Raw genomic sequence first — 12,759 nt, forward strand, 5'->3', positions numbered from 1 at the left:
GAAACATCTGTGGCTGAAATTATTGTAATAACGTCAGGTAAAGGTGGAGTAGGCAAAACCACGTCTTCAGCGGCCATTTCCTCTGGACTGGCCATGCGAGGCCATAAAACCGTTGTAATTGATTTTGATATTGGTCTGCGAAACCTCGATATTATTATGGGTTGTGAACGCAGGGTTGTTTATGATTTTATTAATGTTGTCAATGGAGAGGCCACATTAAATCAGGCTTTAATTAAAGATAAAAGAATTCAGAACCTATATATTCTTCCGGCTTCACAGACACGCGATAAGGATGCTCTGACACTTGAAGGTGTTGAAAAAATTCTGAATGATTTATCCAATGAATTTGAATACATTGTATGTGACTCACCAGCCGGTATAGAATCTGGTGCTCTTATGGCAATGTATTTTGCCGATCGTGCTATTATTGTCACTAATCCCGAAGTGTCTTCCGTAAGAGATTCCGACCGTATTCTGGGAATACTGGCAAGTAAATCAAAACGCGCTATTGAAAATAAAGAGCCAATCAAAGAATCTCTTTTGTTAACTCGCTATGATCCACACCGGGTTGAAAAAGGGGAAATGTTATCAGTTGATGATGTTGAAGAGATTCTTGCTATTGAATTGATAGGCGTTATTCCTGAATCCAAGGCAGTCTTAAAGGCCTCTAATACTGGTACACCTGTTGTTTTGGAAGCGGAAAGTGATGCAAGTCTTGCCTATCAGGATGCCATAGCACGTTTTTTAGGTGAAGAAAGACCTATGAGATACATAAGCAACGAGCGTAAAGGAATACTCCGTCGAATTTTCGGCAAAAATAAGGAGGATATGCCAGCATGAGCTTATTCAATTATCTGCGAAAAAAAACATCCACGGCCTCTTTAGCAAAAGAGAGATTACAAATTATTATTTCGCATGAACGCTCTCAGCGTAATACTCCAGATTACTTACCCAAACTAAAAGAAGAAATATTATCAGTAATTGCCAAATATGTACCAATCAGCAATGATCAAGTCAGTGTAAATCTAGAGAGGATGGGTGACAGTGCTGTGCTTGAACTTAACGTTACTATGCCTGATGAAACTTTAGAAGAAGTATAATCTAAAGATACGGCCAACTCTGGTAGTAAATACAAAGTATTATGGCGAAATGGTAATGCCATTGTGCCCAATGCATCTGATTTAAATTTTTCTTTATTTCTTGCTTAATTTGCCGTTGTTATGCCAGGGTCAAGCTCCTTACATTTCAGCTATAAGCTAACCTTTTGTTGATAGTAGCATAACAACAGAGAGATTTTGGTCCAAGCTACGAGAAAAATTCCCCAAAAAAGTCTAATACAGGCGTGTCGACTTTTAGGAGCTTTCTCGCAAGATGGATCTCCAAACAAAAGTTATACCATTTCTGTTAACAAATTATCCTCCAGGGATTTAGTGGCAAGCTTTACCACATTTCGACTTAATTCATCACTGGCAAAATCATCCACAGCAATAACCTGCTGTCTTGCTGCTTCTGCTTTATATAGTTGGTCCGCTTCTTCATCAGAAATAAGGTCGAGCTCTCTGGCTTCTTTGATTTGATCCAAAAAACTTGGAGTTTGTAATAAACCCTCTTTGGCAGCTTTTATAATTTTTCTCTCCAGATCAACAGTGGAGCAAATTAATTGAAAGGCAGCTTCAAGTCGACCCACAGGGCAATTCTCTATAGAATCTTTAAAAACCAAACGGGTCAAACGATTACGAACTTCATTGGGTTCAGAAATTATTTGTGCAAGTTTTTGACCTAACTTATCTTCCGGCTTATGGCGACGACGACCAAAAGGAAGAAGAATAACTTTTAGCATAATTTTTGCCCATTTGCGATTGAAGTTTGTTATAACACCACTCATGGCATGCTCACATTCATAAAGCATTTGCTGGCAACACCATTGCACCAATGGTAAGTCTGAAACAGGCTCATGATCTTCATGAAAACGCTTTAGTACAGCAGAAACCAGATAAAGAGTACTCAACATATCACCTAATCGAGCCGATATTTTCTCTTTTCGTTTAAGATCACCGCCAATAACAGACATGCAGAAATCAGCCAGAAAAGCCAGGTTAGCACTGTAACGATGAACCAACTGATAATAACGCTTGACGGAACTGGCTGGTGTTTTCGACCAGCGTGCATCGGTTATGGAGAAAACAATGGATTTGGTTAAATTCGACAGAACAAACCCGGCATGGGCAAAGAATGTTTTATCAAAAGATACCAAATCATGATTCCTGACACTTTCCAGCTCTTTGAAAATGTAGGGGTGGCATCGAATGGCACCCTGGCCAAAAATAATCAAGCTTCGTGTTAAAATATTTGCTCCCTCTACCGTTATGCTAATGGGTGCTCCTTGATAGCCCCTTCCCAAATAATTATTGGGACCCAGACAAATTCCCTTACCTCCATGAACATCCATGGCATCCAGTGCAATTTGTCGCGCCCGTTCTGTAGTATGATATTTCAGAATTGCGCCTGCAACGGATGGTTTGGCGCCATGATCAATAGCTGCTGCCGTCATGGTTAATGCAGCATCGATCAAATAAGTATATCCGGCAATACGTGCCAAAGGTTCTTCAATCCCTTCAAATTTCGCAATGGGCTGGTTGAACTGTTTTCTTACCCTTGCATAAGCTCCTGTCGTTAATGCCGCCGCCTGAGCGCCTCCCAAAGCACTTGAAGGTAAAGAAATCGCTCTTCCTGCACTAAGACATTCCATCAGCATGCGCCAGCCCTGTCCTGCCATTGCAGCACCGCCAATCAAATAATCCATTGGAATAAAAACATCTTTTCCTTGTGTCGGTCCATTTAAAAAAGCAGAATTAAGAGGAAAATGGCGGCGGCCTTTAACAACACCAGGAGTATGAGCAGGAATTAAAGCGCAACTTATTCCAATGTCAACTTTATTACCCAAAAGATGCTCGGGATCATACAGCCTGAATGCTAAACCAATCACTGTGGCTATAGGACATAAGGTGATATAACGCTTGTTCCAGCTCAGTTTTATGCCAACAACCTCTTCCTCATTAAATTCTTGCCGGCAAACAATCCCTTTATCAGGAATAGAGGCCGCATCAGAGCCGGCATCTGGGGCAGTTAATGCAAAACACGGTATTTCCTGACCATCGGCCAAACGAGGTAAATAATAGCTCTTTTGTTCTTCTGTGCCATATTTTAGTAATAACTCTGCTGGACCTAATGAATTTGGTACAGATATGGAAGTAGCCACTGTAATCGATCGGCCATAGATTTTTGTCAGTATTGACATTTGGGCTGTGGCAGAAAATTCAAGCCCGCCATATTTTTTGGGGATAATCATCCCCAAAAAACCTTTTTCTTTAATAAATGCCCATACTTCTTCCGGCATATCCGTTCTATTATGGGTAATATCCCAATCGTCAATCATGCGGCATAATTCATTGACTGGACCATCCATAAAAGCCTGTTCTTCTTCACTTAATTGAACAGTCGGTGAGTTTCTCAGTGTCTTGAAATCCGGAGCACCAGAAAAAATCTCGCCTTCCCAGCTTACCGTCCCTGCTTCTAAGGCTTCTCTTTCGGTCGAAGACATAGACGGCATGGATTTCGAAATCAATTTAAACAAATGTTGAGAGATCAACTGGCGTCTCAATGGCTTTATATTAAGAAACACCAACATAGTGAGAGACGCGAGCAAGAATAACTTTGTTATAGCACCCGGTTCTACATATTTGAGGATCAGTGCAGAAAATAGAGTAAAACTGATAGCCCAAACTGAAAGAGAGGCCCGTTTATATAATAAATACACTCCAAACCCGATAGCAGCAATCATGAATATACTTTGTAACACGATCCTCTCCTTTTGTTTTGCGTTGTCAGCGTTGTTGTTACAATTAAATTCTATCATTACGAAAAAAATACCCGAGGAAATAAACCCAGTTTATTCTTGGGAATTTTTTACAATGATAGAGTGACTTATCCTTAAATTATAGCATCCACCACATGCATAATTTTTTGAGCTACAGTTTGTGGGTATTCCATTGGAAACAAATGAGTACCCTTTGTTGCAAAGCACTGTATACCAAACTTCTTTTTCATATATCTTAGATCCATTTTATCTACTATATTTGTTTTGTCACCATATATTAAGGCAACAGGTACTGTTAATTTTCCTTTATAATGGGGCAAAGTGTGTGGAATGGTTCTATAGATACGGTATTCAATATCTTTATCAAAGCGTAAATGAAACCTATCTTCTCGTTTTTCCAGCCCATAATTCACATAATCTTGTAAACATTCTTCACTGAATGTTTTAAATAAATCACGAGTTTTTAAATAAGCCAGCACTTGTTCTTTATTTTGCCAATGTTGGCGTCTTCCGCGCGTTCTGAATGCCGGAGTAACACGATCAATCACACCTAATACCTTTGCCAATCGAACCATACTGGATTTAAACGGGCCAATAAAAGGGGAATCCAACATAATAACGGCTTTAAATAAACCGGGCTCTTCTATAGCTGCCAGCAAGCTTAGGATACCACCAAGAGAATGGCCAAGAGCAATAACCGGTTGTTGTTTCCCTTGTGCACGAACACTGGTTAATATCTCATTAACAAGATAATTCCAGTTTTCTGTAACCGGGAAACCAGGATCATGGCCTATACGATCGATATAACAATAATTGAATTTGTTTGCCAGCTCTGTCAGAAGTTGCTTATAACACATAGCAGGAAAACCGTTTCCATGTGCAAAATGAATTAAATCTTTCACTGACGGACTACTCGTCGACTTTCGCGTTTCAAAAACATGAGAGCAAAAGCAAAGTATATGGATAAAATAATCAGCAGAATAAGCCCCGCAGCGGGAATTCTGATAGGCAGGGACAAGACCACTAAAAAGAATAAAATGGCTGGAGTTCCCGCTACCATGAGCAAACGACAGGATTGTTTAAAGCTGATTTTGAAAGTAAAAAAGACTTGTGAGAACACCTGTCCTAATAAAGCCAGTACCGGTATAAAAATAGCAAACATGACATAAAAGAAGCCTATGACAACAGGCGGCACTAAAGCGATAAAAAGATACTTAAGCGATATAACCTGACTATTTTTCAACCATTCCTCGCCGTTAAAAACCTGGTTCATGTTTTTATCCAGTTTTTCCACATATACCGACTGACTGTCGGAACTGTCCTGCAAAGTATATTGCAGAGGTGATTGGGGTGTTCGGAAATAAAGCTTGTTTTTGGTTATCAAAATACTCGCCTCTGGATAATTTTGGCTTAAATTTGAAATGGTGCCTGTTGTGTCAATAATGACCTGAACTTTGCCTTTTTCATTTTTTACGAAGTAAGGCATAGGTTTGTCAAAATTGACTTCTCCATTTTGAATATACAAAGTCGGTATTTTTCTCAGTGGCTCAACAATCTGTTGAGTGTAAAAGCGATTAAAATAAGCAATGGTCTGTACAGTTAAAGGAATTGAAAATAAAACAATAACCAATAGTAAATACAAAAAGCCGAATCCTTTCCATCGCTTACCAACATCAATGTATAATCGGCTCGAATAAAATGCTCGATATAAAGCCTGCCAGTAACCAAATACGGGCTTATCAATAGGTTTAAGACCAGCTTTTTCTTTTTTCATCAATCAATCTCCGACACGCTCGCCTGTCTTTAAATCGAATAAATGGACTTTTTTATCCGGTAGACCGATATAAATAGATTCATCCTGGAATTTCCAATCTGCCGGCACTCTTATTGTCACATCAATGCCCTGACATAAATCAGTTGCCTGGACCAGCTTATCTGCTCCCATGTCATCTATATATTTAATCTTAGCTTTTATACAATTCTTGTCTTCATCGGATTTCACCAGCCAGTGTTCCGGCCTGACAGCCATTAACAACTCCTGTGCGAGTGAGATTTCATCAGACCGACTTGATAAGGTATAAGACAAACCTATGCTCGTTTCAATATTTTTTCCTTGCGCACATAGGCGGGCAGGAAAAAAATTCATGGGATAATGTCCAGTAAACCCTGCAACAAAAACAGAAGCCGGTTTTTGATAAATCTCTTGCGGTGTACCTACCTGTTCGATATAACCTTTGTTGAGAATAACAATGCGATCAGCCATTGTCATAGCTTCTGTCTGATCATGCGTTACATATAAACATGTGGTTTTAAGTTGTTGATGAAGTTTTTTTATCTCATGGCGCATTTCAGTACGTAATTTTGCATCAAGATTAGATAGGGGTTCATCAAATAAAAAAACCGCTGGAGAACGCACAATGGCTCGTCCCATGGCAACACGCTGTCTTTGTCCTCCGGATAATTCCTTCGGTTTACGACATAAAAATTCTTTAAGTTGCAACATTTCAACGGCTTCTTCAACCCGCTTGAATATTTCCTGTTTTTTTAATCGCCTCATTTTCAAGCCATAAGCCATATTGTCAAATACGGTCATATGAGGATAAAGGGCATAACTTTGAAAAACCATTGCCATATCTCGTTTGGAGGCAGGAGTTTTGTTAACACATTGATTATTAATTAATATTTCCCCACTACTCACTGAGTCCAATCCGGCAACCAACCTTAATAAGGTTGACTTACCGCAGCCGGAAGGGCCAACGACAGCCATAAATTCTCCTTTTTCAATGCTTAAATTAATTTCATTGAGAATGGAGTGAGGCTTAATGTGCTTGCTGACATTTATTAGACTAACCGCAGCCATATTTTACTTGAGCCCCTTTTCAAACCAATACTGCATCAACATAACTACCATACAGGGTGGCACCAAAGCAATAATTGCCATGGTCATAATATAATGCCATTGAGGTACCTGATCAGCCACTCCTACCACATAACGAATACCCATTACAATAGTTGCCATATCCGGTTCTGTAGTGATAACGAGTGGCCATAAATACTGATTCCAGCCATACACAAATAAAATAACAAATAATGCCGCCATCTGCGTTCGTGATAAAGGTAGCAAAATATCCCAAAAAAAGCGAAGCGGCCCTGCACCGTCAAGTTTTGCCGCATCAACCAGTTCACTTGGCACAGTTTTAAAAAACTGTCGAAATAAAAAAGTAGCTGTTGCCGAAGCCATGAGAGGCAAAGTGAGTCCGGAATATGAGTTTAGCCAGCCAAATGAAGCAATGACCTGAAAGGTGGGAACGATTCTTACTTCCACAGGCAACATCATGGTGGAAAAGATGAGAGCAAAACAATATTTTTTAAATGGAAAATCAAAATAGACCAAAGCAAAGGCTGAGCATAAAGCAAGAACAATTTTACCGCCGGCAATAAGAAGTGCCATGATTAAACTGTTCCATAACATATTTAAAATTGGTTCACCGCCGGTCACAGCTAAGCCTGAGGTTAATACAGTTTTCATGTTTTTAAAAAACTCAGTCCCTGGCCATAGAGGTAAAGGTGTGTGCATTAAGGCAGAACCTTCATGAGTGGCAGCCACCAAAGCCAAATACAATGGTAAAAAAAGCATTATTACAAACAGAGATAAAAAGATATGAGGAATCAGAGTCTGTAGACATTTTGTTAGTTTGAGCCCCAAGACCTTGATTTTCGAGCATTGCAGCACAGCATATGAGCACCGACGCACAAAAAATCGAGATGTTGTGGCCAAGACAGCAGAAATGTTTACAGGCAATGATTTTTTTATGAGACTCATTTATAATGAACCTTGTTTTCGATAAATTTAAATTGCACTAAAGTCAATCCCACCACTATCAACATCAACAAAACTGACTGTGCCGATGAGCTGCCTACATCCATACCTATAAATCCATCTTGATATACTTTATAAATTAAATTGGTGGTACTGTTTCCTGGTCCTCCATGAGTCATGACGTGAATAATACCAAAAGTCTCAAAAAACCCGTAAATCAGATTCATAATAAGGAGAAAAAAAGTGGTAGGTGAAAGCAAGGGGAAAATGATTTGGTAAAAGCGACGCCAGCTAGAGGCCCCATCAAGAATTGCTGCATCAATTAGTGATTGTGGAATGGCTTTAATGGCAGCAAAATAAAATAAAAAATTATAGCTGAATTGCTGCCAGCTTGCTGTCAACACCACAACAGAAATTGCCTGCAGCGGATTTTTAAGATAATCAAAATCTATACCTACTTTTTGCAAAATCTGTGCCAGCCAACCCAGGGTCGGATGGCATAAAAAACGCCATAAGATGGCAGCTACAGCAGGAGCAACGGCATAAGGCCAGATGAGCATGGATTTATAAATAGCCTGACTCTTTTGTCGTTGTTGAACAAGGTAAGCTAAAAGCAAGCCAAATCCCATGGTTAATATTGTGACAAAAAAGGCGATGATGAATGTGATCCAAACGGCTTTACCATAAGCAGGATCATGAAACAGGTCTAAATAATTAGCGAAACCAGCAAAATGACGATTCAAACCAAAAGGGTCGGAATAAAAAAAAGATTGCATCACAGCGCTGAAAGCTGGCCATATAAAAAACACCAAAGTGACCAGCAACTGGGGAACAATAAAAAACCAGGCTGTTTTATAGTGCTTAAGATAACTTGCCATCAGGCAACCAGATTACTTGCATAATCGCAAAGTATATCGACTTCAAAATAGGAATCCAAGCTTTCTATAGTTCCGGTACGGCTTTTTATTATTTTGCGCATCATTTAATCATGTTTTTAATTTTTGCAGTTTTAGAGTACGACGTAAGAGCTGGGTATAAATAGGTGGATTACCGGCCAACTGGACAATAGTGGTTGAGGTCAAGCAGGTTACCATTAAGGGTAAAATCAATAAATAATTCTGCGTCATTTCCACTACCAATATAATACCGGTAACTGGCGCACGAACAGCTGCAGCAAAAAGTGCACCCATTCCTGCTACAGCAAACATACCAGAATGTACAGACAAGTCATGAATCAGCGGTTGAAACATATGAGAAAAAGCAAGTCCAAGCAAAGTTCCAAGAGCAAGCATTGGAGCAAAAATACCTCCAGGAACACTGGTCGAATAGCACATCATGGTCGTGACAAAGCGAATCAGAATCAATAAACACAACACATTGAAACCAAGTGGCATCGCTAAAGAATTCTGAATAATACTGTACCCTCCACCCACAGCATCAGGATAAACACTCGCTAAATACCCTACCAGAGCACCGACAAAAGGCACATACAATATTCGCAGCCATCTATGAAGTAAATCCAGATTATTAAGAGTACTCATTAGTATTTTATTAAACAACAGGCCAACAAAACCAACAAGAATTCCAAAAAGGAAAAAAAGCCAGAGTGAGCCCATATCGGGAGGAGAAAAAATATTCATTGGAATCGCAGGATGTGCACCCATAATCAAATGTAAAGTGATAACTGCCATTACGCAACAAATAGCAACCATTTTAAAATTGGTAAAGGAAAAATTAAACTCATTGCGCATTTCTTCAAGCACAAACAGCACTCCTGCCAAAGGAGCATTAAAAGCTGTTGCAAGTCCAGCAGCAGCTCCAGCAGCAATCAAAGTATCTCGACGATGTCTTGGAATATGCATTAAGTCACCAAACATTTCACCGAGATTGCCGCCCATTTGAATCGTTGGACCTTCACGACCTATCACCATTTTGGCAGAAATGGCCAAAACACCGGCAAAAAATTTCACAGGAATTAATCGCTTCCAGAAAATAGGCCGTTCATGCAATAAAGAACCTTCAATTTCCTGGACACCGCTGCCCGATGCTTCAGGAGCATAATATTTAACTAAAATCCATGCCATCACGACCATGATCATGGAAGTTAATGCAGACATCAGAGGCACAGGCCAACCCATGCTTTGAAAAAAATTGAAAAAAATAACCAGTACATCATTCAAACCACTGATGGCCAGTTGAAATAACGAGCCAATAAGTCCAGTAGCAATTCCAAGAAGAATGGAAATACCATATATAATCAGTAGCTTATCACGCATTCAAACCAACCATGTCCATTAAATTAGTTATTATTTTTATTCCTGCATTTTCAGGCAAGGAAAGTAGTGCTTCGGGATGAAATTGCACGGCATGAATGGGTAATGACTGATGTGTGATGGCCATAATAACATTATCATCCCCACTTACAGCTGTGATGATCAATTCTTCAGGAAGATGTTCTCTGAAAGCATAGAGAGAATGATATCGCGCAGCACTAAAAGACTTCCCCAGACCATGAAAAAGCGGTGTATCTTTCTGAACCTGAATTAAAGACGACTTACCATGCATAGGATAGTCCAGCACGCCCAATGAACCGCCAAAATATTCAACAATGCCCTGTAGTCCCAAACAAACCCCAAATAAAGGCATGCCATGTGATAAAACGGCTGAAATGGTTTGACTAATATTAAAATCGGCAGGTTTTCCTGGGCCCGGAGAAAGAACGACCAGATCAAAACGATGATCTTTCAAGTAATCAAGACATCGGTCAAAACGAACCGTGATAACCTCAGCGCCAGTCTGTCGAAAATAATTTGCCAGAGTATGCACAAATGAATCCTGATGATCGATCAACAGTACTTTTTTATTCACACCTGTCTTTAAGTGGCTTTTTTTCGCGGACGTGAAAGGCTTGTTATTGTTCAGCATATCAAGAAATGCAGAAGCTTTCAGCCTTGTTTCCTGCTCTTCAGCTTCAGCATTAGAGTCATACAAAAGTGTTGCCCCTACCCTTAATTCAGCGATACCTTTTTTAATACGGACGGTTCGTAAAACCAGGCCGGTATTCATATTGCCATCAAATCCCATCCATCCAACTGCACCGGCATACCATTTTCGCGGTGATTTTTCATGTTTTTCAATAAAGTTCATTGCCCATAGCTTGGGAGCGCCAGTTACAGTCACAACCCACATATGAGTTAAAAAAGCATCAATCGCATCAAATTCTTTTCTGAGCGTTCCTTCTACATGATCAACAGTATGAATCAGTCTCGAATACATTTCTATCTGACGTCGACCAATGACTTCTACACTCCCCGCTTCACAAATCCTAGATTTGTCATTTCGATCAACGTCCGTGCACATGGTCAGCTCAGAGGCTTCCTTTTCTGAATCTAAAAGTCTTTGAATATTTTTAGCATCCTCTATAGCATTGGTTCCTCTTTGAATCGTACCGGAAATAGGACAGGTTTCTACACGATTGCCTTGAACACGGACATACATCTCTGGAGAAGCACCAACCAGATATTCTCCTTCTCCAAGATTGATAAAAAAGCCATAGGGAGATGGATTTAACTGGCGCATGCGACGAAACAAACTGGAAGGCTGCTCAGTAAAATGACTATAAAAAGTCTGACTTGGAACAACTTCAAAGAGATCACCGCAAGCAAAACGTTCTTTTGCTAATTCCACAATTCTGGCGTATTCACCCACCTCATGATCGGCCTTTTTTGTTGGTTTATCTTCAGAGTAATATGGATATCCAGTACCCTCACGTGTAAGATAAGCGGTTGTTTTCTTACCATATTCAAACTCATAACGTCTTATAAACGCCTCTTCTTTACGATGATTCACAACGTAAATTTCATCGGGTAAATACAGGACCATGTCACGTTGTTCCATATCCCGCACTTGATGCTTGTGCAAGGCTTCAAATTGAAAAATAAGGTCATAACCAAAAGCACCATAAACTCCAAGATAAGGTTCATCAGGGCTTTTAAAGAAGGCTATTAATTCCCTTAATACACTAAACACTGAAGGTTGACGACTCCGCTCTTCCTCACTAAAGAAAGATTCAGATGTAAGGATTTCAAGCTCACAGTTTTCCTGTGACTCTGAAACCAGAACAGCCATGTTTAATCCATGCAATAAAGGAGAGATGATTTGCATTAATATTTTGCCGCGTGAATTTAAGGCTTTAATCCGGATTTTTTTCTGTCGACATTCAATAACCAAGGGTGGATTAAAAAAACCAATGTCCCAGCAGGTATAGCGACCAGGATACTCATAGCTCGAAGCAAATAAAGCACCTTGATGTGCATCCAATTTATCAATAAGTGATTCAATAGCCTGTCCATAAATAAGTTTTTCCTGAGTGATTGATATATTCACTCCTCCTGATGTTTTAACAGACCGAAACATAAATGAATTACTCTTAGCATCAAAACGTGAAAACGGATTATCTTACTGTATACAATATTAATAAAAAAGGGAATGTGGCGTGCTTTTTTTAACTCATGTTACGCAGCATGGTATTTTTAGAACATTTGGACGCAATTTGGAATTTTAAAGCACAGTGTACATGGAGTAAATGAGCATTTGAAATTCCAAATTGCGTCCAAAGAGGCAAAAAAACGAAGCTCGTAACATGAGTAAACAATAAAAATTGCGGGAAATATGAGTTTATCTTCTCATTCATTTAAAATATGAGATTTCAGAATTTGTTTTTAACCGATATAATGACCGTTTTTCAAAATAGGTGGCATAATGACGCTTAAAGCAAAAGATTTGCAAAAAATATCCGAGCTGGCTTGTCTGGATATAGAAAATGAAAGTGAACTTCTAGGGCAGGATGTCAATAAAATCATGGATTTTGTTGAGCAGTTAAGATCAGTCAACACAAATGGCACCGCACCACTGTTCCACCCTTTTGATCTTCACCAACCCTTAAGAGCAGATGTGATCAGTGAAGAAAATTGTGCAGCTGAACTGGAAGAAATAGCCCCTTTGTTTGATGAAGAAAATAGCCATTATCTTGTTCCTCAAGTGATTGATTCCGGGAAATAGT

Annotated in this window: 11 protein-coding genes; 3 read left to right on the forward strand and 8 right to left on the reverse strand. The window is 39.5% G+C overall.

The genetic code is table 11. From position 1 onward, the window contains the following. The first annotated feature begins 9 nt into the window (after positions 1 to 9). Both minD and minE read left to right on the forward strand, forming a co-directional pair. The gene (gene minD, locus E4T55_RS00945; RefSeq protein ID WP_058501449.1) at positions 10 to 840 is read left to right on the forward strand and encodes a septum site-determining protein MinD; all 831 of its coding nucleotides are present in this window, start codon (positions 10 to 12) and stop codon (positions 838 to 840) included. Then, on the forward strand, positions 837 to 1,100 hold the full coding sequence (gene minE / locus E4T55_RS00950) for a cell division topological specificity factor MinE (protein WP_058501450.1): 264 nt from the start codon (positions 837 to 839) through the stop codon (positions 1,098 to 1,100). Before minD ends, minE begins: the two co-directional genes overlap by 4 nt. A gap of 290 nt (positions 1,101 to 1,390) precedes the next feature. Here minE and E4T55_RS00955 read toward each other — a convergent pair whose 3' ends face one another. The 8 genes from E4T55_RS00955 to E4T55_RS00990 all read right to left on the reverse strand — a co-directional run bounded on the left by E4T55_RS00955 (position 1,391) and on the right by E4T55_RS00990 (position 12,113). Further along, positions 1,391 to 3,859: an acyl-CoA dehydrogenase gene (locus E4T55_RS00955; protein ID WP_058501451.1), complete on the reverse strand. Its 2,469-nt coding sequence runs from the start codon at positions 3,857 to 3,859 to the stop codon at positions 1,391 to 1,393. A gap of 131 nt (positions 3,860 to 3,990) precedes the next feature. Continuing rightward, positions 3,991 to 4,779, reverse strand: coding sequence for an alpha/beta fold hydrolase (locus E4T55_RS00960; protein WP_058501452.1), 789 nt, complete (start codon positions 4,777 to 4,779; stop codon positions 3,991 to 3,993). After that, positions 4,776 to 5,651: a DUF1189 family protein gene (locus tag E4T55_RS00965; protein ID WP_058501453.1), complete on the reverse strand. Its 876-nt coding sequence runs from the start codon at positions 5,649 to 5,651 to the stop codon at positions 4,776 to 4,778. The genes E4T55_RS00960 and E4T55_RS00965 overlap by 4 nt, the downstream gene beginning before the upstream one ends. Positions 5,652 to 5,654: 3 nt before the next feature. Continuing rightward, a complete protein-coding gene (locus tag E4T55_RS00970) occupies positions 5,655 to 6,737 on the reverse strand; it encodes an ABC transporter ATP-binding protein (protein WP_058501454.1) in 1,083 nt (360 codons plus the stop codon). Between the two features lie 3 nt (positions 6,738 to 6,740). Continuing rightward, the gene (gene ugpE / locus E4T55_RS00975) at positions 6,741 to 7,514 is read right to left on the reverse strand and encodes a sn-glycerol-3-phosphate ABC transporter permease UgpE (RefSeq protein WP_238583416.1); all 774 of its coding nucleotides are present in this window, start codon (positions 7,512 to 7,514) and stop codon (positions 6,741 to 6,743) included. A 182-nt stretch (positions 7,515 to 7,696) separates the two neighbouring features. Then, on the reverse strand, positions 7,697 to 8,575 hold the full coding sequence (locus E4T55_RS00980; RefSeq protein WP_058501455.1) for a carbohydrate ABC transporter permease: 879 nt from the start codon (positions 8,573 to 8,575) through the stop codon (positions 7,697 to 7,699). Between the two features lie 108 nt (positions 8,576 to 8,683). Continuing rightward, positions 8,684 to 9,973 (reverse strand): H(+)/Cl(-) exchange transporter ClcA, encoded by a 1,290-nt coding sequence (gene clcA, locus E4T55_RS00985; protein ID WP_058501456.1) that lies wholly within the window; start codon positions 9,971 to 9,973, stop codon positions 8,684 to 8,686. Further along, positions 9,966 to 12,113: an anthranilate synthase component I gene (locus E4T55_RS00990; protein ID WP_058501457.1), complete on the reverse strand. Its 2,148-nt coding sequence runs from the start codon at positions 12,111 to 12,113 to the stop codon at positions 9,966 to 9,968. The genes clcA and E4T55_RS00990 overlap by 8 nt, the downstream gene beginning before the upstream one ends. Positions 12,114 to 12,458: 345 nt before the next feature. On the opposite strand from E4T55_RS00990, the gene gatC reads away from it, so the two are divergent. Continuing rightward, positions 12,459 to 12,758: an Asp-tRNA(Asn)/Glu-tRNA(Gln) amidotransferase subunit GatC gene (gene gatC, locus E4T55_RS00995; RefSeq protein WP_058501458.1), complete on the forward strand. Its 300-nt coding sequence runs from the start codon at positions 12,459 to 12,461 to the stop codon at positions 12,756 to 12,758. The last annotated feature ends 1 nt before the right edge of the window (position 12,759 follow it).

It is taken from the genome of Legionella israelensis (genome assembly GCF_004571175.1).
Classification (GTDB): Bacteria; Pseudomonadota; Gammaproteobacteria; order Legionellales; family Legionellaceae; genus Legionella_D; species Legionella_D israelensis.